General features: G+C 54.7%; 18 protein-coding genes, 2 tRNA genes and 3 rRNA genes. 8 read left to right on the top strand and 15 right to left on the bottom strand.

What is annotated here, in order from left to right; all coding sequences use genetic code 11:
• Positions 1-217: 217 nt before the first annotated feature.
• Complete coding sequence (locus GSQ80_RS04400) at positions 218-1,582, top strand: nucleotide sugar dehydrogenase (protein ID WP_158786546.1); 1,365 nt, start codon at positions 218-220, stop codon at positions 1,580-1,582.
• A 107-nt stretch (positions 1,583-1,689) separates the two neighbouring features.
• On the opposite strand, the gene GSQ80_RS04395 is transcribed toward GSQ80_RS04400, so the two are convergent.
• Both GSQ80_RS04395 and GSQ80_RS04390 read right to left on the bottom strand, forming a co-directional pair.
• Complete coding sequence (locus GSQ80_RS04395; protein ID WP_158786300.1) at positions 1,690-2,298, bottom strand: PEP-CTERM sorting domain-containing protein; 609 nt, start codon at positions 2,296-2,298, stop codon at positions 1,690-1,692.
• A 71-nt stretch (positions 2,299-2,369) separates the two neighbouring features.
• Positions 2,370-3,449 carry a sigma-54-dependent Fis family transcriptional regulator gene (locus GSQ80_RS04390; RefSeq protein WP_254059435.1) on the bottom strand — a complete coding sequence of 360 codons (1,080 nt, stop codon included), beginning with the start codon at positions 3,447-3,449 and terminating at the stop codon, positions 2,370-2,372.
• 323 nt (positions 3,450-3,772) lie between these two features.
• Between GSQ80_RS04390 and GSQ80_RS04385 the strand changes: the two genes are divergently transcribed.
• From GSQ80_RS04385 to GSQ80_RS04375, 3 genes are all read left to right on the top strand, one after another.
• Entirely contained in the window at positions 3,773-5,251 is a 1,479-nt protein-coding gene (locus GSQ80_RS04385) for a sigma-54 dependent transcriptional regulator (RefSeq protein WP_254059434.1), read from the top strand.
• Complete coding sequence (locus GSQ80_RS04380) at positions 5,152-5,754, top strand: hypothetical protein (protein WP_174241304.1); 603 nt, start codon at positions 5,152-5,154, stop codon at positions 5,752-5,754. The genes GSQ80_RS04385 and GSQ80_RS04380 overlap by 100 nt, the downstream gene beginning before the upstream one ends.
• A 161-nt stretch (positions 5,755-5,915) precedes the next feature.
• Positions 5,916-6,485, top strand: a complete 570-nt coding sequence (locus GSQ80_RS04375; RefSeq protein ID WP_158786297.1) for a DNA polymerase ligase N-terminal domain-containing protein — start codon at positions 5,916-5,918, stop codon at positions 6,483-6,485.
• Positions 6,486-6,525: 40 nt separating this feature from the next.
• On the opposite strand, the gene GSQ80_RS04370 is transcribed toward GSQ80_RS04375, so the two are convergent.
• The 6 genes from GSQ80_RS04370 to GSQ80_RS04345 all read right to left on the bottom strand — a co-directional run bounded on the left by GSQ80_RS04370 (position 6,526) and on the right by GSQ80_RS04345 (position 13,287).
• Positions 6,526-7,476, bottom strand: coding sequence for an SDR family oxidoreductase (locus GSQ80_RS04370; protein WP_158786296.1), 951 nt, complete (start codon positions 7,474-7,476; stop codon positions 6,526-6,528).
• A gap of 142 nt (positions 7,477-7,618) precedes the next feature.
• Positions 7,619-7,735, bottom strand: a 5S ribosomal RNA gene (rrf, locus tag GSQ80_RS04365).
• A gap of 186 nt (positions 7,736-7,921) precedes the next feature.
• Positions 7,922-10,869, bottom strand: a 23S ribosomal RNA gene (locus GSQ80_RS04360).
• A gap of 398 nt (positions 10,870-11,267) precedes the next feature.
• A tRNA-Ala gene (locus GSQ80_RS04355) sits at positions 11,268-11,343 on the bottom strand.
• Positions 11,344-11,373: 30 nt separating this feature from the next.
• A tRNA-Ile gene (locus GSQ80_RS04350) sits at positions 11,374-11,450 on the bottom strand.
• A gap of 337 nt (positions 11,451-11,787) precedes the next feature.
• Positions 11,788-13,287, bottom strand: a 16S ribosomal RNA gene (locus GSQ80_RS04345).
• Together the 16S, 23S and 5S rRNA genes with 2 tRNA genes alongside form the textbook arrangement of a ribosomal RNA operon.
• 821 nt (positions 13,288-14,108) lie before the next feature.
• Between GSQ80_RS04345 and GSQ80_RS04340 the strand changes: the two genes are divergently transcribed.
• Entirely contained in the window at positions 14,109-14,651 is a 543-nt protein-coding gene (locus GSQ80_RS04340; RefSeq protein WP_158786295.1) for a DUF4337 domain-containing protein, read from the top strand.
• 62 nt (positions 14,652-14,713) lie between these two features.
• Here the strand turns inward: GSQ80_RS04340 and GSQ80_RS04335 are convergent, their stop codons facing one another.
• Positions 14,714-15,412: a MarC family protein gene (locus GSQ80_RS04335; protein ID WP_254059433.1), complete on the bottom strand. Its 699-nt coding sequence runs from the start codon at positions 15,410-15,412 to the stop codon at positions 14,714-14,716.
• Between the two features lie 131 nt (positions 15,413-15,543).
• Here GSQ80_RS04335 and GSQ80_RS04330 point away from each other — a divergent pair, with 131 nt between their 5' ends.
• The gene (locus GSQ80_RS04330) at positions 15,544-16,479 is read left to right on the top strand and encodes a branched-chain amino acid transaminase (RefSeq protein ID WP_158786294.1); all 936 of its coding nucleotides are present in this window, start codon (positions 15,544-15,546) and stop codon (positions 16,477-16,479) included.
• Between the two features lie 152 nt (positions 16,480-16,631).
• The gene (locus GSQ80_RS04325) at positions 16,632-17,216 is read left to right on the top strand and encodes a hypothetical protein (protein WP_158786293.1); all 585 of its coding nucleotides are present in this window, start codon (positions 16,632-16,634) and stop codon (positions 17,214-17,216) included.
• 50 nt (positions 17,217-17,266) lie between these two features.
• Here the strand turns inward: GSQ80_RS04325 and GSQ80_RS04320 are convergent, their stop codons facing one another.
• Both GSQ80_RS04320 and GSQ80_RS04315 read right to left on the bottom strand, forming a co-directional pair.
• On the bottom strand, positions 17,267-18,520 hold the full coding sequence (locus tag GSQ80_RS04320; protein ID WP_158786292.1) for a cupin domain-containing protein: 1,254 nt from the start codon (positions 18,518-18,520) through the stop codon (positions 17,267-17,269).
• 80 nt (positions 18,521-18,600) lie between these two features.
• The gene (locus tag GSQ80_RS04315) at positions 18,601-19,935 is read right to left on the bottom strand and encodes an NAD(P)/FAD-dependent oxidoreductase (protein WP_158786291.1); all 1,335 of its coding nucleotides are present in this window, start codon (positions 19,933-19,935) and stop codon (positions 18,601-18,603) included.
• A gap of 143 nt (positions 19,936-20,078) precedes the next feature.
• On the opposite strand from GSQ80_RS04315, the gene GSQ80_RS04310 reads away from it, so the two are divergent.
• Positions 20,079-21,071 carry an aldo/keto reductase gene (locus GSQ80_RS04310; protein WP_158786290.1) on the top strand — a complete coding sequence of 331 codons (993 nt, stop codon included), beginning with the start codon at positions 20,079-20,081 and terminating at the stop codon, positions 21,069-21,071.
• On the opposite strand, the gene GSQ80_RS04305 is transcribed toward GSQ80_RS04310, so the two are convergent.
• From GSQ80_RS04305 to secY, 4 genes are all read right to left on the bottom strand, one after another.
• The gene (locus GSQ80_RS04305; RefSeq protein WP_158786289.1) at positions 21,068-21,589 is read right to left on the bottom strand and encodes a GNAT family N-acetyltransferase; all 522 of its coding nucleotides are present in this window, start codon (positions 21,587-21,589) and stop codon (positions 21,068-21,070) included. The two genes, GSQ80_RS04310 and GSQ80_RS04305, sit on opposite strands and share 4 nt — an antisense overlap.
• A 76-nt stretch (positions 21,590-21,665) precedes the next feature.
• Entirely contained in the window at positions 21,666-22,415 is a 750-nt protein-coding gene (map, locus tag GSQ80_RS04300) for a type I methionyl aminopeptidase (protein WP_158786288.1), read from the bottom strand.
• Positions 22,416-22,452: 37 nt separating this feature from the next.
• On the bottom strand, positions 22,453-23,178 hold the full coding sequence (locus GSQ80_RS04295; protein WP_254059432.1) for an adenylate kinase: 726 nt from the start codon (positions 23,176-23,178) through the stop codon (positions 22,453-22,455).
• A gap of 112 nt (positions 23,179-23,290) precedes the next feature.
• Positions 23,291-24,703 (bottom strand): preprotein translocase subunit SecY, encoded by a 1,413-nt coding sequence (secY, locus tag GSQ80_RS04290; protein WP_158786287.1) that lies wholly within the window; start codon positions 24,701-24,703, stop codon positions 23,291-23,293.
• Between the last annotated feature and the right edge of the window lie 92 nt (positions 24,704-24,795).

The following is a 24,795-nucleotide window of genomic DNA, read 5'->3' as shown; positions in this document are numbered from 1 at the left end:
GATTGGCTGCAGTCGGCGACAAGAATTTATCTGCGATGGGGGACGTGCGATGGGTGCGCCGCAGGCTGAGCATCGCGATGAGAGAGGCCTCACTGCGTAACGAATGCTTTGGAATGGACGGGTCTCAGCGCTGTCTCTTTCGAGTTCATAGTTAGTAATGAAGCGATGGTGAATACGAATCATTGCCTGCGGGCGAGATGCAATAATTGTCCACATGATGAAAAACGAAACGCTTGCCCTGCCTGACATCGCTCGGGAACGCATGGAGCGCCTGCAGGCTCACACAGCAAAGATCGGGGTCATTGGTCTCGGATATGTAGGGTTACCGCTCTCGCTTCTGCTCTCGGGTGCAGGCTTCCAGGTGACGGGCTTTGATATCGACGAGAAGAAGGTTACAGACCTGGAAGCGGGTCGCACCTACATCATCAAAATTCCGCAGGAAGAGATTCAGACGGCGCGCAAGCAGGGTCTCCGCGCCACTACCGACTTTTCGAATCTGTCGGAGCAGGACGTTGTGATCATGTGCGTTCCGACGCCGCTGACGGAACATCGCGAACCGGATTTGAGTTTCATTGAGAAGACAGCGAAGTCAGTAGCGCCGTGGCTTTGCGAGGGACAGCTCGTCGTGCTCGAGAGCAGCACCTATCCCGGAACGACTGAGGATCTGCTGATTCCGATTCTCGAAGCGGAGAATCCTCGAGGACTGAAGGTGCAGGGAAACGGTCCTGCATTGGACAAAGGCGTGTTTTATGTAGCTTTCTCGCCAGAGCGCGAAGACCCGGGCAACACGACGGTAGCGCGGCATGACATTCCTAAGGTCGTCGGCGGACATGACACGATTGCGACCGAGCTAGCGGCGACGCTGTACGAGGGAATCTTCACGAAGTCGGTACGCGTGACGTCGACGAAGACGGCAGAGATGACCAAGCTGCTTGAGAACATCTATCGCTGCGTCAATATTGCGCTGGTCAACGAACTGAAAATTCTGTCGCTGCGCATGGGCGTGGACATTTGGGAGGTAATCGACGCGGCTTCGACCAAGCCGTTCGGCTTCCATCCGTTTTATCCGGGGCCTGGCCTGGGGGGACACTGCATCCCGATCGATCCTTTTTACCTGAGCTGGAAGGCGAAAGAATACGACTTCAATACTCGATTCATCGAACTGGCCGGCGAGGTGAATGGAGCGATGCCGGAGTTTGTTGCTCAGACGGTCGGCAAGGCGCTTAATCAGCGCAAGAAGGCTTTGAACGGGTCGAAAATTCTGATGTTGGGGATGGCTTACAAGAAGGACATTGATGATTTGCGTGAGTCTCCGTCGCTGACCATCATCGAACTGCTGCGCCACGAAGGGGCGGAGGTCTTGTATAACGACCCCTACTTCCCCACAGTCGGAAGAGGCAGGCACTACAACCTGAACATGACCTGCACGCCGCTGGAGAATTTAGAACAATATGATTGCGTGCTGATCGTCACGGATCACTCGGACTATAACTATCAGGAGATCGTCAAAAACTCTCAACTGGTGGTGGACTCGCGCAATGCGACGAAGGGAATTGTTTCTGACAAGATCGTCAAATGCTAGTTTGCCGTGTGAAGAAATAGGGAGCCGCCGCTAGTAGCGTTGGGGCGCTCACAATCGAAAGGGCTGCCACTGGCAGCCCTTCTTGTTTTCCATGATGGAAAAGTCGATTAGCCATTAATGAGCTTGGCCTGTTCTTTGGTTTTGTTGCGATAGATCAAGACTGACATGAGTCCAAGTGCGGTTGCCATCAACAACAGACTCGCCGGCTCCGGTGTGGGGGCGCTAAACGTGGTCGGCGGAGGGGGGGCATCGCCAGAGAAGATCGTCGGTGGGCCCGGGTAATAGACAGGCGGATAGATTGGATTCGCAACAGGCGGCTGCACTGGGTTATCCGGCGGCACGAGATTGCTCACGACGATATTAGGCTGAGACGGAGCCGCAAAGGTATCGGCCATCGAGTTGAGCAGCGGAGGCAGAGCAATCGGTGGCAAGTCATCCGTCATCGGAGCATCGTCCATGGGGACCTGGCAGACAAAGTCGATCTTGTCCATGGATTCCTTCTTCGTCGGATGGTAGTGGGGATGGGCCTTATTCCACGCGGCCCAACGCGCAAGCGTCTCCGGACTTACTTTGTGGTGAAGGTGCTTGGCGAGCTGATCCTTGTACGTATGAAATAGATGCTGGCAGTCCGTTGAGGCATGGACGCCTACGGTACCAATACCGACACTGGCAACTACCAGTGTGATGAAGAGCGGTATTCGGAAATTGAGTTTCATCTGGGTCCCTTGCGAATGCCTTACTGGCTGATCCTGGAATTTTTGTTTCAACGTCCTTGAAAGCTTTGCTGTCAGATATGTGTTGGTACGCTCAACTTGCGTCGCAAGGTTTCATCCATTGTGGCTTTGACTGGACCGTGCTTCTGAGACGACGGCATAAGAAGAACAGGCGCGCTCTCTTCGCTTAGCTTGTACAGCAGCGATCGGTAGCTAATGTGAAGCCATTTTGCAGTCTTCTGGCGATTCCAACTGTTGGCCTGGAGAGCCTTCAAGATAATGTGCCTCTCCAGATCGAGGGTCGCCTTTTTTGTAATATGCCTTAGCGAGACAGGCTCACTTAGATCGATATCCGCCATAATTCTGTCGGCCGTGTGCTGTTGCGGCAGAAGTTCGTCCGCCAGGATATCTTCATTACCGATGAGAACGTAGCTACGGATAATGTTTTCCAACTGACGGATATTTCCCGGCCACTCATAGCGCTGCATCAGTTCAATTGCATTGCGGGAGAGCGGCTTGGGAGAAAGGCTGAAGGTCCGGGCGTGCTGATCGATGAAGTAGTCCACCAGCTGCGGGATATCTTCTTTCCGCGCGCGCAATGGCGGAAGATTAATGGTTACGGCATTGATGCGATACAGGAAATCGAGCCGAAACGATCCATCTTCTACCTGTGCGCGGAGATCCTGGTTGGCGACCGAAACAAGGCGCGTCTCGATGGTCAACGTTGTGTGGCCGCCAACGCGGACGAAGGTGCCATCCTGAAGCACCTGCAATAGCTTGGATTGAACCATCAGATCTAGGCTGCCGACCTCATCCAGAAATAGAGTGCCCATGTGGGCTTGCTCGACACGGCCACGCTTGGTGGAGTGCGCGCCGGTAAATGCACCCTTTTCATAGCCGAATAGCTCGGTCTCAAGCAGCGTCTGGGGGATGGAGGGGCAACTTACCTTAACCAGGGAGTCTTTTGAGCGTCGCGAGAAAGCATGCAAAAGACGCGCGCAGATCTCCTTGCCGGTACCGGTCTCTCCCTGGAGAAGAACAGGCACGTCCGTGGTGGCGACGCGCTCCAGCTTCTGACGGATTGCCTGCATGCCGGGTGTACGCCCAAAGACGATGTCTAAAGGAGGGAGATCCAGAAAAGCGGCCGAGTTCACGAAATGGTCCAAGGGATGTCCTACCAACGAGCTTGATTTAGCAAACCTAGCTTGGAGGTAGCACGTTAGAGGCCATATAGGTGAGAAGCACAACTTAGGGCCAAATCCCGTGTTTGAATCTGCATGTGCCTATCGTTGCATCTTGAAGGGATACAAATCCCCTTTGTTTACCGAGTGATTAACGCTACCAATGTGGAACTTTTTTTCTCTTTTTGACTGCAAAGTTCTTCCTTTTGTGGCAACGTTCGGCTAGACTAAATCCACCTTGAGGCGCCTAAGAACCGAGTCGATTCATGTCTTCACGGTCTAGAATTGGCGCCAAGATGCGAAAAGCTGATGAACGTCATCCGCACGCAGCCGCCGCCGAGTGTTGGAGTCCTTTGATGTCTACCGCATTGCCTTTTGGTGTTCCGAAACTCGCGCAGGCACCAAAGCCCAGACTGTTCGTCCTGGATACGAACCTCGCTGTTCTCGAGTACCTTCGCGCGGTACTGAGCAACCAGTATAGTCTCAGCCTCTTTTCCGACGAAACCGCTCTGTTGCACCAATGCACCAATGGCCCAGAGCCGCATCTGGTCTTGCTGGCATGGGAGAGCATTGAACAATCTCTGCCGATTTTGTCGCACGTTCGCGCCTCAATTCCCGACGTACCTATCATCATCCTTTCTACCTCTGCTGAGGTGAAAAATCTTGAAATAGTGACCCGAATCGGCTCTCGGGGCGTGGTTTTGAAGCCGTTTGTGGATGGAAACCTCGAAATCGCGATCGAGGAGCATCTCGAGTGCGTGGACCGCGCCACCTCCGCGGAGCCTCAGGAGATCCAGTTAGACGATAGTCATTCTTTTGTGTGGTCTAACAAGCGGATGCGCGAGTTGCAGGCCCAGGCCGCCCTCGTGGCAAAGTCCGATATTCCAGTACTCATCATGGGTGAAAGCGGGACGGGTAAAGAGATCCTGGCGATGTATACCCACAAGATGTCGCTGCGCAGCGAACGCATGTTCCTGAAGGTAAACTGCGCTGCTATGCCGGCCGATCTGCTTGAAAGCGAACTGTTTGGCTACGAGCAGGGAGCGTTTACGGGCGCGATCAAGGCCAAGCCGGGTAAGTTTGAAATCTGCACGGGTGGAACTATTTTTCTCGACGAGATCGGGGAAATGCCCGCGATTCTGCAGGCCAAGCTGCTCCAGGTGTTGCAGGACGGAACATTCTCCCGGTTGGGAAGCCGGGCGCCGATGAAGGTGGATGTTCGCGTGATTGCGGCGACGAACATCAACATGAAGGCGGCGATCGCGCAAAAAAGCTTCCGTGAAGATCTCTATTACCGGCTTAACGGCTTCTCATTGGTCATTCCCCCTCTTCGTGATCGTCGGGATGAGATTTGCATTCTGGCGCAGCACTTTGTGCGTAAGGGAGCCGCAAAATATGGGAGCAAACCGCTAACACTTTCGCATAACCTGCTGGATGCGCTGACTCGCTATTCCTGGCCGGGCAATAGCCGAGAACTGGAGCACGTAATCAACCGCTTCTTGATTCTGGGCGACGAAATGGCGATTCTGGCCGATTTGAGTCCCTTTTCGAACCTGCATGCCGAGGCGAATTCGTCCCAGGATCAGATGAAAGGCGCAGGGTTGAAGCAGCTCGTCCGCAGTTTGAAGGGCGATGCTGAGGCGTCGGCGATTGAACGGATTCTGGAGGCAAATGGATGGAACCGGAAAGCAGCGGCAAACGAACTGCAGATCAGCTACAAGGCATTGCTGTACAAGATCAAGCAATACGACCTCGCGCCCAGACGGCGAGCTTAAATCACTTTCCACCCCAAGAGCCTTCAGACGATCCTTACATGATCGTGATCCGCGGCGAAGATTACACGATCAAGGGATACGCTGACCGCAGTCAGTGGCCATCCGATATGGATGACGTTCATGCACGGGGTTTGAGTTCGATTCGCCTGAAACACTTTCAATCGGGCGTGGTGGAAGATGTTTCGCTCGACAATGTTAAGGCCGTCTTTTTTGTGAAGGACTTCTCGGGCCAGACCAGTCACGTGGATCTTCTCTTCCATGATCGGCTGCCACCGATGGAGTGCCTATGGATTCGCATCCGCTTTGACGACGGCGAGACGGTTGAAGGAATCATTCACAACGCGCTGGACTATATCGTCGGTCCAGGCTTTTTTATGGCGCCGGCGGATCCCATCGGGAACAATTGGCTGATCTATGTGTCGAAGAGCAAGCTCACGGGGTTTGAGATCCTTGGCTTGCGCCCTAGAGTCAAGAGCCTGCACCGCGCCAAGAGCGCCTCCTAATCCCGAATCACTATAAGCGTGTGGTCTTTCCCTCTGGCATCTCAGCCAAGCCGCGAGATAAATACCGCACGGGCATGTGCCGCATTCTATGAGGATCTTCGCTCTGGTATCCTTCCCACCTGCTAGAAGCAGGCCGATAGGAAGGAGGAAGACGCTCCGAGATGGAACCAGAAGCCAAGCGTCGTGTTCTTTGCGAGCACGCCTATGCGATGAAAAAGCATCACGCAACGCGCCTCCATTACGACCTCAGACTGGAGTGGAACGGAGTGCTGCTGAGCTGGGCCCTTCCGGAAGGGCCCAGTTGCTGTGCCGGAACGATTCGTAAAGCCATCGAGATGGAGGATCACAGCAGGGCAAACCTACTGTTCGAGGGCGTGCATGAAACAGGTCCCATCATGCTCTGGGATCGCGGAACGTGGGAGCCACAGCTGGAATCCGACGATATCCGGAGTGCTCTGAGCAGGGGCGTCCTGCGATTTACGTTGCGTGGAGAAAAGCTGAAAGGTGGCTGGACGCTCACCAGGATCAACAGCACTGGAAATGCCCCCCGGCCTATTTGGACCCTTTGCAAGCAAGCCGATTCGTTTGCCAAAAGCCGCGCGGACAAGTGCGTGTTGGAAGAACGGCCGAACAGTGTCAGCACAGGAAAGACTATGAGAGAAATTGTTCGAGATTGGACAAGCCCCAAGGACAGACACGAGCGGCAAACGAGACTTTTCGACAAGACATAGATCATAAGAACTATTTCTTTGCGGGCTCGGACACTGGCGTCTATCGAGCCGGCGCCTGCGAGATATACCAGGCTACGGTCTTTTCGAGGCCTTCGTAGAAGTCGTCCTTTGGTTTGTACCCTAGTTCGTTGCGAGCGCGATCAATGCTCGCCAGCGAATGCTGGATATCGCCTTGGCGGGGCGGCCCATAAATTGGCTTTCCTGAGAATCCTAAAATCTTTGCGATGCCCGCATACACGTCATTGAGCGTCTGGCTCTTACCAGTTCCGATATTGAACACCCGGCCCGTCGCCACTTCATCAGGAGCCACGCAAGCCAGCAGGTTCGCATTCACCGCATTATCGACGTAGGTGAAGTCCCTGCTAGTACTTCCATCGCCAAAGATTGTGGGAGTTTCGCCGGCCATCATCTTGTGAATGAACTGCGCAATGACTCCTGAATACGGAGAGTCTGCAGCCTGCCGCGGGCCGAAAATGTTGAAGTAGCGAGTGCAGACACCCTGTAGACCGTAGACACGATTGAAGGTCTGAATGTAATACTCGCAGGTCAGCTTTTGTACGGCATAGGGAGACAAGGGCATCGGCAACATGTCTTCGCGTTTGGGCTGGATAGGCTGATCTCCGTAAGCAGAGGACGAGGCCGCATAAACGATTCGCCGCACCCCTGCATCTTTCGCCGCCAACAGCAGGTTCAAGGTGCCATTGATATTGGACTCGTGCGAGGTGAGGGGATCTTTCACAGACCGGGGCACCGAAGCTAATGCGCCCTGGTGAAGAATGTAGTCGATGCCTTTGCAGGCCTCCCTGACTCCATCTTTATCCTGAAGATCCATCTCCTGGAAATTGACGGAGGAGCGAATGTCAGTCAGGTTCTCGAGATTTCCTGTAGACAAGTTATCGAAGCCGCTGACGTCGTGTCCTTGATTGACGAGCTCGTGCGCTAAAGAAGAACCGATGAACCCCGCAATTCCAGTAATAAGATACCGTGCCATGATTTCCTCGCCCAATGATTATAGGGCTCCGCGAACGATCGAAAGAGAAGGCAAAAGCAGATTCTAGTGAACGAATCCTAGAGGAAACGGGCCACAATCTTAAACGAAAAGCCCACCGCAAGGGTGGGCTTTTCTTGAATTATGCCGGCGATCACCTAATCTCCCACACACTTACGCGTGCAGTACCATCGGCCCAACGAGGCTTAACTTCCGTGTTCGGGATGGGAACGGGTGGAACCCTCGTAGTAAACTCACCGGCAAACTTTAGAAAGATGCGCCGCAGCGCGATCGTTCACAACTGAATAGATTGAGCAGACTATATACCAAATTTCTTGCGTATTAGTTATTGTCTGAAAGCCACGAATGGCGATCATTTTATAACTACAAAGCTTGTATTGAATGACTCTAGAACAATGAACGAAATACATTGCGCAGAGTAAATTCTATGGACAAGCCGAACGGGCGATTAGTACTGGTAAGCTACATGCATTACTGCACTTCAACCTCCAGCCTATCAACCAGGTGGTCTTCCTGGGCCCTTCATTTCCCTTACGGGTTGGGAGATCTCATCTTAGAGCGTGCTTCCCGCTTATATGCATTCAGCGGTTATCACAACCGAACTTCGCTACCCAGCCGTGCCATTGGCATGACAACTGGAACACAAGAGGTTCGTCCATCCCGGTCCTCTCGTACTAAGGACAGCCCTCTTCAAATCTCCTACGCCCACAGCAGATAGAGACCGAACTGTCTCGCGACGTTCTGAACCCAGCTCACGTACCGCTTTAATAGGCGAACAGCCTAACCCTTGGAACCTTCTACAGCTCCAGGATGCGATGAGCCGACATCGAGGTGCCAAACCGAAGCGTCGATATGAACTCTTGGCTTCGATCAGCCTGTTATCCCCGGCGTACCTTTTATCCGTTGAGCGATGGCCATTCCATACAGAACCACCGGATCACTAAGGCCTGCTTTCGCATCTGCTCGACTTGTAGGTCTTGCAGTTAACCACACTTATGCCTTTGCACTCGACGGTCGATTTCCAAACGACCTGAGTGTAGCTTCGCGCGCCTCCGTTACAATTTAGGAGGCGACCGCCCCAGTCAAACTACCCGTCTTACTATGTCCCTCACCCCGATAAGGGGTGGAGGTTAGAATCACAACAATCGCAGGGTGGTATCTCACCGTTGGCTCCACCGAACCCAAAAGTCCGGTCTCAAAGCCTCCCACCTATCCTGCGCAGCAAGTGCCGTAACTCATAGTAAAAGTATAGTAAAGGTGCACGGGGTCTTTTCGTCTAGCTGCGGGTAACCGGCATCTTCACCGGTACTACAAGTTCGCCGAGCAACTCGTTAAGACAGTCGAACGATCGTTACTCCATTCGTGCAGGTCGGAACTTACCCGACAAGGAATTTCGCTACCTTAGGACCGTTATAGTTACGGCCGCCGTTCACCGGGGCTTCAGTTCAAAGCTTCGCCTTGCGGCTAACCTCTCTCTTTAACCTTCCGGCACCGGGCAGGAGTCAGCCCCTATACGTCGTTTTTGACTTTGCAGAGACCTGTGTTTTTGTTAAACAGTCGCCGTTCGCGTTTCACTGCGGCCCCCCTAGGCTTGCACCCACGGGGGCGACCCTTCTCCCGAAGTTACGGGTCTAATTTGCCGAGTTCCTTAACAAGCTTTCACTCGAGCGCCTTTGGATATTCTCCTCGTCTACCTGTGTCGGTTTGTGGTACGGTTCCCAATCTCTCTCCTTAGAGGTTTTTCTTGGCACCATGAAATCAGCAGCTTTCAGCCCTACGGCTTACTGTTTTACGCCTCACTGTTAAGACTCTCCGGATTTGCCTAGAGAATCCAGCTTACGCGTATCAAACCCCATAGCCATATGAGGTCCTGCTTATCCTTATGCGTCACCCCATCGTAATAACGAGGTATTGGGAGGTCCGGAATATTAACCGGATATCCATCGCTTACGCCTTTCGGCCTCAGCTTAGGGACCGCCTAACCCTGAGCGGATTAACCTTCCTCAGGAAACCTTAGACTTTCGGCGTGAAGGGTTCTCACCTTCATTATCGCTACTTATGCCGGCAGGGTCTCTTCTCTAATGTCCACGTATCTTCACAGTTACGCTTCATTCACGAGAGAATGCTCTCCTACCACGCACACCAAAGGTGTGCATTCGCTGCTTCGGTATATAGTTTTAGCCCCGTTGTATTGTCGGCACCGGACCGCTTGACCAGTGAGCTATTACGCTTTCTTTAAAGGATGGCTGCTTCTAAGCCAACCTCCTGGCTGTCTGAGCGTTCCGACTTCCTTTCCCACTTAACTATAATTTTGGGACCTTAGCAGGCGATCTGGACTGTTTTCCTCTCGACTGTGAAGCTTAGCCCCCACAGTCTGACTGCCGTGCTGGTTGTGATCGGCATTCGAAGTTTGGTTGGATTCAGTAAGCCGGAAAGCCCCCTAGTCCATCCATGTCTCTACCACCGATCCAAATCACACGACGCTAGCCCTAAAGCTATTTCGGAGAGAACGAGCTATCACGGAATTTGATTAGCCTTTCACCCCTACCCTCAGCTCATCCGAGCTTTTTTCAACAAACACCGGTTCGGTCCTCCATTGGGTGTTACCCCAACTTCAACCTGGCCAAGGGTAGATCATCCCGCTTCGCGTCTATTCCTGCCAACTGAACGCCCTATTCAGACTCGCTTTCGCTGCGGCTCGCTCACGCTTAACCTTGCTGACAAGAATAACTAGCCGGCTCATTATGCAATAGGCACGCGGTCAGACATTCCCTTACGGGCATAGTCCTCCCACTGCTTGTAGGCACACGGTTTCAGGTACTATTTCACTCCCCTCTCGGGGTTCTTTTCGCCTTTCCCTCACGGTACTGGTTCACTATCGGTCAGAAACGAGTATTTAGCCTTACGGGATGGTCCCCGTGGATTCAAGCAGGGTTTCTCGTGCCCCGCCTTACTCAGGTACCTGCTTCGAGTCTGGATCAATTTCGTCTACGCGCCTGTCACGCTGTATCGGGTCACTTTCCAATGACTTCGACTATCGACCAGATTGGTAACTCTACTGTTGCAGGCCCTACAACCCCCGAACTACCGAAATAGTACGGGTTTGGGCTGTTCCGAGTTCGCTCGCCACTACTATCGGAATCGAGGTTTCTTTCTTCTCCTGGAGGTACTGAGATGGTTCACTTCCCTCCGTTCGCTTGTTCCTACCTATGTATTCAGTAGGACATAACATGGGTTTGCCATGTTGGGTTTCCCCATTCGGAAATCTCCGGATCAACGCCTGTGTGCGGCTCCCCGAAGCTTATCGCAGCTTGCCACGTCCTTCATCGCCTGTTTCTGCCAAGGCATCCACCGTGCGCCCTTAGTAGCTTGACCATAGAATTTACTCGCACGCATCAGAGAAACTACCTCTGACCGTAGAGACATCTACGTTGTTTTCGTCCGCCTTCTGTAACATGTCCTCACTGGATTAGGGTGAGGGGTTACGAGAATATTCTAAAGACACTCAATACTGATAATCAGCTATCCCTCATAGAAACTACCTATAAGTTCAAAGCTGCTCAGCCTTGTAGTTATATTTACCCAATCTATTCAGTTGTCAAAAATCGTCTGCGGCAACCTTAGTTGCTGCTACGCGCCACTAGGGCGCGCTGGAGACGAGCGGTCCACCACCAAGGCGGACCACAAGCTCAAGGATCAGTGTCTGAACCGTTGACTTCACAGTGCAGAGACTCAACCTCGAGCTGGTTTGCTTCGATGACCTTCAGAGAAAATGGTGGAGCTGACCGGGATCGAACCGATGACATCCTGCTTGCAAAGCAGGCGCTCTCCCAACTGAGCTACAGCCCCGTCTGATCAGTATAACCGATACAGATAAAGTGGTGGGCCTGGATAGATTCGAACTATCGACCTCACCCTTATCAGGGGTGCGCTCTAGCCAACTGAGCTACAGGCCCGGCATCGCCCGACCGGCATTAGCCGCTCTGGCTTGCTTGCTCTGTCGCCCGCGCCGCCAGTTCCGAAGAACAGGGGCCACAGGCTTGTGAGCTCTCTCGAAGGTTTTCGAGGACACAGTTGAACGTGCGAAACGGCTACGCCGAATCTGACCATCGTTGTTGATGGATCGTAAAGAAAAGAAGGTTGTGTTCAGATTCTCCATCTCTTGCCTCCCCGACCAAGATCGGTTCAGCGCAATCAGGAGTTGTCTGGCACATCGCACCCTCAGCGTTGGACGATGTCCTAAGCTGCTCGCAATCGCGAGGCGGGATAGATTGCCAGAACGTTCTCTTTTAGAAAGGAGGTGATCCAGCCGCAGGTTCTCCTACGGCTACCTTGTTACGACTTCACCCCAATCATGAATTACACCTTGGGCGGCTGCTCCCTTGCGGTTAGCGCACCGACTTCTAGTGCAACCCACTTTCGTGATGTGACGGGCGGTGTGTACAAGGCCCGGGAACGTATTCACCGTGGCATGCTGATCCACGATTACTAGCGATTCCAGCTTCATGGAGTCGAGTTGCAGACTCCAATCCGAACTGAGGCCGGCTTTTTCCGATTAGCTCACCCTCGCGGGGTTGCAGCGGTTTGTACCGGCCATTGTAGCACGTGTGTAGCCCTGGACATAAAGGCCATGAGGACTTGACGTCATCCCCACCTTCCTCCCCGTTATCCGAGGCGGTTTCGCCAGAGTGCTCAACTAAATGGTAGCAACTGGAGATAAGGGTTGCGCTCGTTGCGGGACTTAACCCAACATCTCACGACACGAGCTGACGACAGCCATGCAGCACCTATATACAGACCCATTGCTGGGAGATCGTATTTCTACGACTGTCCTGTACATTTCGAGCCCAGGTAAGGTTCTTCGCGTTGCGTCGAATTAAACCACATGCTCCACCGCTTGTGCGGGCCCCCGTCAATTCCTTTGAGTTTCAGCCTTGCGACCGTACTCCCCAGGCGGATTGTTTATCGCGTTAGCTTCGACACGGGAGGATTGGGTACCCCCCACATCAAACAATCATCGTTTAGGGCTAGGACTACCAGGGTATCTAATCCTGTTTGCTCCCCTAGCTTTCGTGCATCAGCGTCAGTTATTGTCCAGTGAGCCGCTTTCGCCACAGGTGTTCCTTCCGATATCTACGCATTTCACCGCTACACCGGAAATTCCACTCACCTCTCCAATACTCAAGCCCGACAGTTTCCCATGCAGACTTCGGGTTGAGCCCGAAGATTTCACATAAGACTTGTCAAACCGCCTACGCACCCTTTACGCCCAATAATTCCGAACAACGCTTGCCCCCCTCGTATTACCGCGGCTGCTGGCACGAAGTTAGCCGGGGCTTCTTCTATAGGTACCGTCATTATCTTCCCTATCGAAAGGAGTTTACATCCCAAGGGATTTCATCCTCCACGCGGCGTTGCTGCGTCAGGGTTTCCCCCATTGCGCAAAATTCCCCACTGCTGCCTCCCGTAGGAGTCTGGACCGTGTTTCAGTTCCAGTGTGTCCGTGCGCCCTCTCAGGCCGGATACAGATCATCGTCTTGGTGGGCCATTACCCCGCCAACTAACTAATCTGCCGCGAACTCCTCTCCAAGCGCATTGCTGCTTTGACTCGTAAGTGTTATGCGGTATTAGCTAAGATTTCTCTCAGTTATTCCCCACTCGGAGGTAGATTATTCACGTGTTACTCACCCGTGCGCCACTGTACTCAGGACCGAAGTCCCTTTCTCGTGCGACTTGCATGTGTTAGGCACGCCGCCAGCGTTGATTCTGAGCCAGGATCAAACTCTCGTTTAATCTTGGTTTGGTTGCTCTTGTAGGACAGGGGTCCCAAGAGTCAACCGCCTCCGCCAGCTCGAAAAGCAGCGGAGGTTTAATACTAGTGAGAATGACACAACCAAACTTCACGTCATCTCACGACTGGCACGTTCAACTATGTTGTCAAAGATCCTGACTGTTCTCGCCTAAGCGGACAGTTTTGGATCAAGGACCAACACTGGGCAAAGCCACAGTATTTGTGTCCTCGAACTTGATTGCGCTGTTTGAACTGGGGGAGTGTCCGGGGATCGCTTGTCATCATCACAAGTCCTACTCGCCGGCCTCGCTGCAGTATTTTGCGCGAACTTACCAAGTCTATCGGAGTTCGCATCGCCTGTCAACAGAAATTCTCCAATTTCTTTCGGAGACCTCGTTTCGGGCTGCAACAGCGCAAAATGTCAAAACATCGGTACGACTCGAAATCGAATCGCGAAGCTCTAAGCTTCTGATTCCCTGAGACTTACGCCTCGGGATTTGATGCAGTGGCTTGGGCTTGGTTACGGTCGGCTTTAGAAGCTCTTACACCGCGTTCAAACGCTTGGACTGCGCTCCGGCTTGCCATCATCACCCTGCTTGAACTTTCCAAGCCGGCTCCGGCGCGAAGCTTTGTGCAACTCACCTAGAGTAACCCAATCGAATCGATTGTGCAAGCTCAGGGTGGTTATCGCATCCCGTACTGCAGTTGCGACTTCCTGAGACTAACAACCTAATGCCGGAAGCGCAACCCGTCCCCTGTGGACTGGCGGTGGAAAAGGAGAGAATTTCCAAGAAATTCTCCCCTCGCGTAGAATCCCTTCACGATGGAACCTACTGAAATACACGAGTTTTCGGAAGAGATGAAAGAGGCTGGCGAAAAAGGAATGCGCCACGTTTCTCTCGCGATCAGCGTACTTGCGGTACTCGTAGCCATGGTGACTGTGCTTGGGCATCGCTCGCATACCGAAGCCATCCTCATGCAAACGCGTGCAGCTGACCAATGGAATCAGTACCAGGCAAAGAAAATCCGCCAGGAACAAGTCAGCACGACAGCGGATCTTCTCTCGTTGCAACCCAGCTCAAATGACGAGGCTGTCCAGAAGAAGCTCGCGGAATATCGATCACACCTGCAGAAGTGGGACGGCGAGATCAACGAGGAACAAGAGGCAGCTCACGATCTTGAGCGTGAGGTAGCTGGCGCCGAACGCCGCGCGAACCGCTACGACCTCGGCGAGGCATTGCTGGAGATTTCTGTCGTTCTATCGTCGATCACGTTGTTGACGCGGCAGAGGCGCTTCTTCTTCTTCGGATTGTGCCTTGGACTCCTAGGCGTTATCGAGGGAGCAACCGCGTTACTGATGCATTAGTCGCGCTGTCAACACGATCCTATTGCGAGCGCTCGATGCAGCAGGAGCTCGCGCCTGCGAAATCAGCCGACACTTGGCCGGCTCAGCACGCCGAGATCGACAAAGCCGTTGACGAAATACTGCACGGCCAGCGCGACCAGCAGAAGCCCCATGACGCGGATCAGGATGCGAATGCCGGTCTCTCCGAGAGCAGTGGCAACGCGCGACGCACTAGCAAGGACCAGGAAGCAGATGGCGGCGGTCACTGCAATCGCCCCGAAGATCGCGGCCATCTGCCAGTAGCCTTCGGACTGATGCGCTTGTCCGACCAGCACCATCACGGACGTGATCGCGCCGGGACCCGCGAGCATGGGAATGCCCATGGGTACGATACCGACGTCGTCTTTGGTGGCAGCGGCGGCGGTTTCCCCGCTGGATTCCTGCGTAGGGGAACGTTTCGCGGCGAGCATATCCAGACCGATCAGCAGCAAAATGATACCGCCTGCGATCTCGAAAGCCGGAAGGGTGATTCCGAACAAACGGAAGATATAGGTACCGGCAAGTGCGAAGGCGCTAAGAATCACAAAGGCCGTCAGGGAGGCCTTGCGGGCGGTACGAACACGCCTGGCGTTGTCCTGGCCTTCGGTTACGGCGAGGAACGTGGGGAGAGCAGCAAAGGGGTCAACGAGAAAGAAGATCGAGCTAAGTGCAAGCAACGAGAATCGAACGTAGACCGACCCCTCCAGATGCGTGAGAGCTGTGGTGCTGGGACCAAACATCATGATTTGATTCTTTCACGCAGAGCGGGATGCAGCGAAGCGCCGTAAATACGCGCAGAATCCGCAAATCACGCGCATATCCGCTGCTCATCGGCTGCGACGGCAACGTATAATTTTGGAAAGCGAGGAAACGTATGCCGATCGAAGCAACCAAGAATATCTGGCACAATGGCCAGTTGATCCCCTGGGAGAAGGCCAATATCCATGTGATGAGTCACGTCATTCACTATGGGTCTTCGGTGTTTGAGGGCATTCGCTGTTATACGCAGCCCGGCGGCGCAGGAATCTTCCGGCTCACCGAGCACATGCAGCGGCTCATTCACTCGGCAAAGATCTACCGTATGCCGTTGGCCTATTCCGTCGAGCAGCTCAATGAGGCCGTGATCGACGTGGTGGAAGCCAACGGAGTCGCACCTTGTTATGTCCGTCCAATCGCCTTTCGTGGCTACGGAGAGATCGGCGTCAATCCGCTTCGTTCGCCGGTGGATGTATACATTGCGAACTTCCCTTGGGGCAAGTATGTTGCCGGCAACGACGGCGCGGATGTATGCATTTCCAGCTGGAATCGCCTCGCGCCGAACACGATGCCTTCGCTCGCCAAGGCTGGTGCGAACTATATGAACTCGCAGTTGATCCGCATGGAAGCCGAAGTCAATGGCTACGTAGAAGGCATCGCCCTCGACACCAACGGTTATCTCTCCGAAGGTTCGGGCGAGAACTTGTTCGTCATTCGCGGCGGAACAATTTATACCGCGCCCCTCGCTAACTCGGTGCTGAACGGAATCACGCGCGACTCTATCCTCGTGCTTGCGCGCCAGTTGGGGATTCCGGTCGTCGAGCAGGCGCTTCCACGCGAACTGCTCTACATTTGCGACGAGGCGTTCTTCACTGGGACGGCCGCCGAGGTTACGCATCTGCGCTCCGTCGACCGCATCATGATTGGCGACGGAACCATGGGTCCTGTGACCACGGCGCTGCATGATGCGTTCTTCAACATCGTGAATGGACTGGCCGAAGACCGCTACAACTGGCTTACCCCGGTCACCGTTCGCGAGACAGCTACCGTTTAGTCCCTTTGCCGGGTCATACCCATGCGGCAGTTTGCGACTGCCGCTCTCCCAGCCAGGATTAGGATGTACCCGGCTTATGCAACTAGACTGGTAGCTGTGCTTGCTCGCTTGCGAACAAGGCTCCAGGTTTATCTTTTGAGGATTGTTACTCGATGAAATTGCGGTTTCTTGTTCCAGCACTTGCTTTGGCACTTACGACCATCGCTGCTCATGCTCAGGTAGGCATCTACGTTAACCCGGTCGTCAGCCGCATCAGCAACAGTGTCGCCGATACCGGCCCATTTGCCTTTCTGGGCAGCGGCGAGACCGCGCAGACATTTGGCGGCGTCGACTTCGGCGCCTACTACGATCTTGCACACTTCTCAAAAGCCGATGTGGGCGTGGATCTGCGCGATGCGTTTGAGCACGGCAACAACGCTTCCCTGAACAGCTTTCTGGTGGGACTGCGCCTCGCCGCAAAGCCGATGTCCTTCGGTGGTCTGAAGCCATATGCGCAGTTCTCGGTTGGGGCTGGTCGCACGAAGGCGCCTAAAAGCAACGCAACTATCGAAAGACTGCAGTATGGCATCTTCGTTGGCGCCGACAAAGCGCTCGCCAAGCATGTGGACTGGCGCATCATTGAAGTTAGCTACGGTTCCGTCGATACCATCAGCAGTCATACCTTCGGCGGCCCAACCCCCATTCCGGCAGCTCGCATCCTTACGTTCAGCACGGGCTTCGTCTTCCGTTTCAAATAAGAATGAGCGCTCAGGTCTTACCCACTGGATGATTTTTGGCGGTACTGTCGTTACAGCGGCATCACCACAGTTTCGTTCTTCGGGATTTTCTTTAAAAAGTCATCGCCGGTGCGAAGGTGTTCATCCACCAGTCGCGTCGGCGTATGCGCAAGCCATTCGGCAGCCGAGATGTCCTGGTACGTTCCAATCGGAAACACTTCAAGGAACAGAAGATCTTCGTCGCCAGTGTTTTCGATGTAGTGTGGCCGCGAAACCTGGATGTACCCGACGTCTCCCGCTTGAAAGTCCATCGTCCTCGCCTTGCTGCCGGAGTCAAAGACGGTCATCCGGCCTTTGCCTGACACATAGTACTGCCACTCATCCGACATCGGATGCCAGTGCAACTCGCGCAGCCCGCCCGGCTTGAGCCGCACAATTGCTGCAGCAATATCGGTCACCGGGAAATTCTTGTTGTCGATGATCTTGACTTCACCACCCGCAGTCACCTTGCTGGGCTTCATGTCACCGGGGCGGAAGATAAACTTTTCGTCGATCGTTCCTGTTCCCATACCGGCCTGCTGTTGCTCCTCCGCGAGCGGTCGTGGCAGATCGCTTTGAAAGATGTACAGCTTCTCTTTGGGAATGTTGTCGAAGGTAGAGGCTGGCACACCGAAGTTCTTCGCCAGAACTTCCTTTGGAGTGTGCTTGAACCAATCACTCAAAAGGAATGTGCTGAACTCATCGAAATCTCCCTGGTTGAATACCAGCAAAAACTTGCAGCCGTTAGGCCCAAGGCCTTGGATGGAGTGCGGAACTCCGCCCGGAAACAGCCACAAGTCGCCAGCCTTCACATCGTTCACGAAACTCTTCCCATCCGAATCCACAGCCGTGATGCGGGCTGATCCGTAGATCATGTAGGCCCACTCACCCGATACGTGCCAATGAAGTTCGCGGATGCCTCCCGCCGTCAGTCGCATCTCCACGCCGGCCATTGTCTTCGAGATGGCGAGATCCCGCACCGTCACCTGGCGTGTCCAACCGCCCGAGTCGATCTCTTTGTGCGAGAGATCGAAAGAATACTTGAACGGCAACATCGTACCGTTGTCTGTTTCGGACGGCCACACCGAATCAGGATTGAGCGAATCGTTGACCGTGTTATTCGGCCCTGGCTGTTGCTCGTTTGGCAGGTGATGATCGCTCGATCGAATCTGCTGATTAGCCTGTTGCGCGGCCAGCGGAACAGCCGAAGCCGCCGCCAGGGCAGCTCCGCTTACGGACAGAAAATGCCGCCGGGTAACCGCGGCCGAGTTATTCGACTTGGACATTGGGTGAACTCCTAACTAATTCTTGGACGACCTTGCCACAGCGCGAGTCGCTGGAATCTTCCATTGACCGATCCCCCTGCTTAGTTCTTGTCGCTATTGTCCGTCGCTGCCAGCAGCTCCCAGCCGGGCAGGTTCTGCGATCCCACAATGAGCCGAACTCCATCTTGCTCAGTGATATAGGTAAATGCCCAGCTTAGAAAGACGGAGTAGCGATTACGGAAGCCGATAAGGAAAAAGATGTGAACAAACATCCAGGTCATCCACGCAATGAAGCCGCTCCAGTTCGCATGGAACGGCCAAACGATGCGGGCGACCGCTGCCTTGCGGCCGATGGTCGCCATGTCGCCCTTATCGAAATAACGAAATGGCTTCTGATAAGCCGCTTTGTCTGACCGTGCCGCAAGCAACCCAATCCGCTTGGCCGCATAGTCGCCCATCTGCATGGCGGGCTGCGCCACTCCGGGAACCTGTTTCCCATCCTGCTCGAAGTGCGCCAGATCGCCGCAGACAAAAATCTCGGGCCGATTCTTAGGGTTGAGGCGTTCATTCACCAGCACGCACCCCTTTTTGTCGAGCTCCACCCCGAGCATCTTCCCCAGGGGCGAAGGCGCCACACCCGCTGCCCATAACGTGCAAACGCTCTCAATGCGCTCCTCGCCCACCATCACGAAGCCGGGTTGAATGTCGGTAACGCGAGCGCCACAGCGAACTTCCACTCCGAGCCCGTGTAGCTGCTCAAGCGCCTTCTTCTGCAGATCTTCCGGATACATCCCCAGAATCTGCGGCCCGCCTTCGACGATCAGTACCTCGGCAGTCTTGGTGTCGATGTGCCGGAAATCTTTCGTCATATACAGCTTCGAGATGTCGGAGATTGCGCCCGCCAGTTCCACTCCCGTCGGCCCTCCTCCGACGACAACGAACCGCAGCGGTGGATGCGCACCAGTCTCGAGCATCTGTCGCTCGGCATACTCGAACGCGAGCAACACACGGCGGCGAATGTCGGTAGCATCTTCAATTGTCTTCAGGCCTGGCGCTATCTTCGCCCATTCCTCGTGACCGAAGTAGCTATGCGTCGACCCAGTGGCGACGATTAGATAGTCGTATGCCATGATCGCGCCGCTGGCCACCGAGACCTGCCTCGCTGTTGTGTCGATCGCAAGCACCTCGTCCATGACCACTTCAGTATTGCGATTTTTGTGCAGAATCGCACGGATTGGCTGGGCGATGTCGCCAGGCGAAAGCACCGCAAGTGCCACCTGGTACAAAAGAGGTTGAAACGTATGATGGTTTTTTCGATCAATGATCGTCACATCGACCGGAAGTTTTCCGAGCTTCTGCGCTGCCTTGATTCCGGCAAATCCCGCACCGATAATCACGACTCGCGATCGTTCGCGGTTTGGATTTGCAGCAGGCATCTCGGTCTAGCCTCCGTAACTCTATCGTTCGGAAAGTCTTTCAGTATTTTGATGCTTGATCGCGCGGATGGATATCGCTTTTTCAATCATACGGGCATTGATCTCATGAAGCCCCGGCCCGCTCCTGTGCATCCAAAATAGGTATGAGTTCATCATCTGCAACAGAATCTCGCGCTCACGTCCTGGGAAGCACCCGACAACTCGGAAACTCCGATCTGCAACTGACGGCCATCGGCTTTGGAGCCTGGGCCATTGGCGGCGGCGATTGGCAGTACGCCTGGGGACCGCAGGAGGATAGAAAGTCGATCGAAGCGATCCATCGTGCGCTTGACGCGGGGATCAACTGGATTGATACAGCCGCAGTTTATGGCCTGGGACACTCGGAAGAAGTTGTAGGCACCGCGCTAAAGTCCACCGGCGCCAAGCCGTTGATTTTTACCAAGTGCGCCATGACCTGGGGCGCCGACCGCAAGATCGTTCAAACGCTAAAGAAGATTCGCGAAGAAGTTGAGGGAAGCCTGCGGCGCCTGAAGGTCGACGTAATTGACCTCTACCAGATCCACTGGCCCGTCCCGGATGAGGAGATCGAAGAGGGCTGGACGACGATGGCTGACCTGCAGCGGGAGGGGAAGGTGCGCTACATCGGCGTGTCAAACTTCAGTGTGGCACAGATGGAACGCGCCTTGAAGATAGCGCCAATTACGTCTCTGCAACCGCCTTATTCGATGATCAACCGTTCGATCGAAGCGGAGATCCTGCCCTTCTGCCAGAAACACAACATCGGCGTGATCAACTATTCGCCGATGCAGTCAGGTCTACTCACGGGCGCCATGACAAAGGAACGCATCGCGAAAATGCCGCAGGACGACTTTCGCCGCAACTCGAAGCAGTTTCAAGAGCCACTCATTTCGCGCAATCTGGAGCTCGTAGAGCTGTTGCGCAGCATAGGCAAACGCCACAAAGTGGACCCCGGCGTTGTAGCAATTGCCTGGACGCTTCATAACCCAGCGATCACCGCGGCCATTGTTGGCGGACGCAGTGGCGAGCAGGTAGACGGCGTGCTTCCGGCGGCAACGTTTCGGCTGTCCGAAGACGAGTTCCGGGAGATCGGTGACTTTCTCGCAGAGCACGTTTAACTAAGTTTGCTTGGCGGCGCGGATGCTGGGTCGAGCATGTATTGGAGAAATACCAGGTCCAGGAATCGTCCAAACTTGTTCCCAACCTCGCGTAGATGGCCGACGCGTTCAAATCCTGACTGCTCAAGGAAACGCAGAGATGCGATGTTCGCCGAGTCAACTCCAGCCACCATTACATGCTTCCCGGCAATTCGCGCGCGCGCAATCAGCACCTCTAGCAGCGCGGCGCCGACGCCTTTGCGGCGTGCCGAAGAATCAATGTGAATAGTTCCCTCGACTGTAAATCGATATCCAGGCCACGGCCGGAAATCCCCAAAGGTTGCGAATCCCGCAATCCCGTTCTCATCGTTTGCTACCAGCACTGGATAGCCCTGCGCAGCGCGTGCCTTCCACCAGGCGACCCTATCCTCTACAGACACAGGAGCATCATTGAAGATCGCCGTTGAGGTCCGAATCACGTCGTTGTAAATTTCGGTGATTGCAGGAATGTCTGACTCGACCGCATCTGTTATTTCCATGTAGCTCTCACAATGGTTAAGCCAGGAGAAATTTGCTGCTGATTCCAAATCAACATCATCCATCCAACGAACTTTTCTAACGGGTGAGGATGACAGGGCCGTCTTTGGTGATAGCGACCGTGTGCTCGAAATGCGCGCTGATGCTGCCATCCACCGTGATCGCAGTCCAACCGTCCTCGAGCACCTTCACTTCGGCAGACCCGATGTTGATCATCGGCTCAATAGCCAGCACCATTCCCGCCTTCAGCCGCGGCCCTTTGCCAGCGTCGCCATAGTTCGGCACCTGCGGATCTTCATGCATGCTCTTGCCAATCCCATGACCGACGAATTCGCGCACCACACCATAGCCTTCAGCCTCGCAAATCGCCTGAACTGCGTGCGAGATATCGAAGAGCCGCCCCCCAACCAAAGCCTTATCAATCGCGGCATAGAGGGATGCCTCGGTAACGCGCAACAGCTTCTCAGCCGACGCTGAGATCTTCCCAACCGGATGCGTTACAGCAGCATCGGAGTAGTAGCCATCAACGATCACGCCACAGTCGACCGAGACCACATCTCCCTCGTGCAGCACGCGCTTGTCGTTGGGAATTCCGTGGATAACCTCGTTGTTCACGGATGTGCAGAGCACCGCCGGATATCCGTGATAGTCCAGAAACGCTGGCTTCACGCCCAGCTCTTTCACCTTGGCTACCGCGGCGCGCTCGAGATCCATCGTCGTCGCACCAACGCGCACAACACTCTTCACCGCGTCGTGCACCTTACGCAGCGCGACGCCTGAGATGCGCATCTTCTCAATCTCAGCCTCGGATTTGATCAGGATTGCCATAACTCAAAAGCCAAACCATTCGATGACCGAAGTCTCTCTACGACTCCGTATAGTGGCGCAACCGGAACAGCGTTGCGCGGATAGACTGCATTACCTCATCGACAGGAAGATTCCCATCAACCTCGGCAAAACGGCTGTCTTGGGCCCGATAGTACTCGATTACGTCTGAGGTCTTCGCCTCGAACGCCTTCATCCGTTCGTAGAACACCGGCTCAGTATCATCCGCTCGCTGCACAAGCTCTGCGCCCTCGCGATCGCAAATACCCGCCGCAAGCGGTGGTTCAGAGTATCGATTGTAGATGGTCCCGCAGACCGGGCAAGTCAGGCGTCCCGTAATGCGCTCCAGCAGAATGCGCTCCGGCACCACGATGCTCACGGCAACCACCGGCAAGGTCGAATTCGCAAGCTGTCCGTCCAGCCACTCTGCCTGGTTGAGCGTGCGCGGAAATCCGTCGAGGATGTAGCCGCGCCCTGTGTCCGGCTCCGTCAGTCGCGTCGCGACCATCTGGTTCACCAGGTCGTCCGGAACCAGCTGCCCCGTGGCCATCAACTCATCAGCCATCATGCCCAGCGGTGTATGGTTCCTGCGATGCTCGCGAAGCAGATCGCCGGTTGAAATCTGCGGAATGCCAAACTCATCCATCAGCCGCTTGGCCTGCGTTCCCTTTCCAACACCCGGCGCGCCAAGCAAAAGCACAGGTCCAGGCAAAAACGCGGTCGAGTTGGTCACAGGGTCGGTCATGCGAATCATCGATGCTTCCATTGCAACGTCCTACTGAAGCTCTCAGCAAAAATCTATTATCCAACCCTCAGTAAAAACCCAGGTCCGAGACTCCAGACCTGGGTACTTGCGTACTACAAGAGGCTGAGAGCGACTACCAGCTGCGGCGACCGCGAATGCGACCCGACTTCGGACTGAAGCCGTCATAGTGGCGCATGATCAGCTGCGCCTCTACCTGCTGCACCGTATCCATCGCGACACCCACGACGATCAGCAACGACGTGCCGCCGAAGTAGAAGTTAAGCCCAAGTCCATTGGTCACCCAAGTCGGCATGCGGTCAAAGATGCCGCCGATCAACCAGAGATGGTTGAAGTGAATACCCGACATCAGGAACATCGGGATAATCGAGATGGCGACGAGATAGAGAGCACCAACGAGCGTGATGCGAGTCAGCACGTCGTTGATGAAGTCGGAGGTCCGCTTGCCCGGTCGGATGCCTGGAATGAAGCTGCCATACTTCCGCATGTTGTCCGCGATGTCGTCGGGACGGAAAATGATGGAAATATAGAAGTAAGCAAAGAAGATGATCGCCAGCATGTAGAGCACGACATACCAGGGCTCGGCTGGCCCGAGAGCACGGAAGATCGGGCCAAGGAAGCTGGTGTCACGCAGAGGGCCAGAACCAAACAGGCTAACGTTCTGCAGCAACAACGGCGCCGACAGAATCGAAGCCGCAAAGATGACCGGCATCACGCCGCCCGAGTTCACCTTGAGCGGCAGGAAGCTATTGGAAGCCTGCGTCATGCGCCGGCCCACCATGCGCTTCGCAGATTGAATTGGAATTCGACGCTCAGAGCGCTCCACGAAGACGATGAACGCGACCACCGCGACCATGATGACGATCAACAGTACGATGGCAATCGGCGTGAAGCCGCCCCATGCCTGGGTCGCAGCTTTCTGATAGAGATCGGCGATGCCGCGTGGCAGACCAACTACAATGCCAGTAAAGATCAGCAGCGACATGCCGTTGCCAATGCCGCGTTCAGTGATCTGCTCACCCAGCCACATGATGAAGGCTGTTCCGGCGGTCAGCGTGATCACGCAGAGCGGCAGGAACTCGCCCTTGCTGAGAGTCACCATCGTCTCGCCGGTTGCGGTGCTGGTCAGCGTCAGGCCGATAAAGAAGCTCTGCACAACCGCAAGCAGAACCGTGACATAACGGGTCCACTGGGTGATCTTGCGACGGCCAAGCTCACCTTCCTTCTGCAGCTTCGCCAACGGCTCATAGATGACCGTGAGCAGCTGGAAGATGATGGATGCGGTGATGTACGGCATGATGCCCAGGGCAAACACCGTCAGCTTCCGCAGGTTGCCGCCGTTAAAAAGGTCTAGCAGGCCGAGAGCTCCGCCGGCGTTCTGATTAAAGAACTGCGAGAGCTTGGCGGCGTCGATGCCAGGCGTGGGAATATGTGCGCCCAGACGGTAGACCGCAAGCAGAAAGAGCGTGAAGCCGATGCGCTTGCGTAGATCCGGAATGCGGAAGATGTTGAGGAATTTCTCGAGCATCGAAGTTTGAGGCCTTGAACCGAAGATTTGGGAGCGGAGAGCCGCCGGCGTTATTTGCCTGATGCGACCACTCTGCTGGAGTGCTTGAACAA

Source organism: Granulicella sp. L46, from assembly GCF_009765785.1.
Classification (GTDB): Bacteria; Acidobacteriota; Terriglobia; order Terriglobales; family Acidobacteriaceae; genus Granulicella.
This window is presented reverse-complemented; position numbering and strand designations above follow the sequence as displayed.

What these genes read in the sequence shown, in the direction of transcription:
- GSQ80_RS04400 (WP_158786546.1), top strand. Translation starts at nt 218, where the DNA reads ATGAAAAACGAAACGCTTGCCCTGCCTGACATCGCTCGGGAACGCATG.
- GSQ80_RS04395 (WP_158786300.1), bottom strand. Translation starts at nt 2,298, where the DNA reads ATGAAACTCAATTTCCGAATACCGCTCTTCATCACACTGGTAGTTGCC.
- GSQ80_RS04385 (WP_254059434.1), top strand. Translation starts at nt 3,773, where the DNA reads ATGCGAAAAGCTGATGAACGTCATCCGCACGCAGCCGCCGCCGAGTGT.
- GSQ80_RS04380 (WP_174241304.1), top strand. Translation starts at nt 5,152, where the DNA reads ATGGAACCGGAAAGCAGCGGCAAACGAACTGCAGATCAGCTACAAGGC.
- GSQ80_RS04375 (WP_158786297.1), top strand. Translation starts at nt 5,916, where the DNA reads ATGGAACCAGAAGCCAAGCGTCGTGTTCTTTGCGAGCACGCCTATGCG.
- GSQ80_RS04370 (WP_158786296.1), bottom strand. Translation starts at nt 7,476, where the DNA reads ATGGCACGGTATCTTATTACTGGAATTGCGGGGTTCATCGGTTCTTCT.
- GSQ80_RS04340 (WP_158786295.1), top strand. Translation starts at nt 14,109, where the DNA reads ATGGAACCTACTGAAATACACGAGTTTTCGGAAGAGATGAAAGAGGCT.
- GSQ80_RS04335 (WP_254059433.1), bottom strand. Translation starts at nt 15,412, where the DNA reads ATGATGTTTGGTCCCAGCACCACAGCTCTCACGCATCTGGAGGGGTCG.
- GSQ80_RS04330 (WP_158786294.1), top strand. Translation starts at nt 15,544, where the DNA reads ATGCCGATCGAAGCAACCAAGAATATCTGGCACAATGGCCAGTTGATC.
- GSQ80_RS04325 (WP_158786293.1), top strand. Translation starts at nt 16,632, where the DNA reads ATGAAATTGCGGTTTCTTGTTCCAGCACTTGCTTTGGCACTTACGACC.
- GSQ80_RS04320 (WP_158786292.1), bottom strand. Translation starts at nt 18,520, where the DNA reads ATGTCCAAGTCGAATAACTCGGCCGCGGTTACCCGGCGGCATTTTCTG.
- GSQ80_RS04315 (WP_158786291.1), bottom strand. Translation starts at nt 19,935, where the DNA reads ATGCCTGCTGCAAATCCAAACCGCGAACGATCGCGAGTCGTGATTATC.
- GSQ80_RS04310 (WP_158786290.1), top strand. Translation starts at nt 20,079, where the DNA reads ATGAGTTCATCATCTGCAACAGAATCTCGCGCTCACGTCCTGGGAAGC.
- GSQ80_RS04305 (WP_158786289.1), bottom strand. Translation starts at nt 21,589, where the DNA reads ATGGAAATAACAGATGCGGTCGAGTCAGACATTCCTGCAATCACCGAA.
- map (WP_158786288.1), bottom strand. Translation starts at nt 22,415, where the DNA reads ATGGCAATCCTGATCAAATCCGAGGCTGAGATTGAGAAGATGCGCATC.
- GSQ80_RS04295 (WP_254059432.1), bottom strand. Translation starts at nt 23,178, where the DNA reads ATGGAAGCATCGATGATTCGCATGACCGACCCTGTGACCAACTCGACC.
- secY (WP_158786287.1), bottom strand. Translation starts at nt 24,703, where the DNA reads ATGCTCGAGAAATTCCTCAACATCTTCCGCATTCCGGATCTACGCAAG.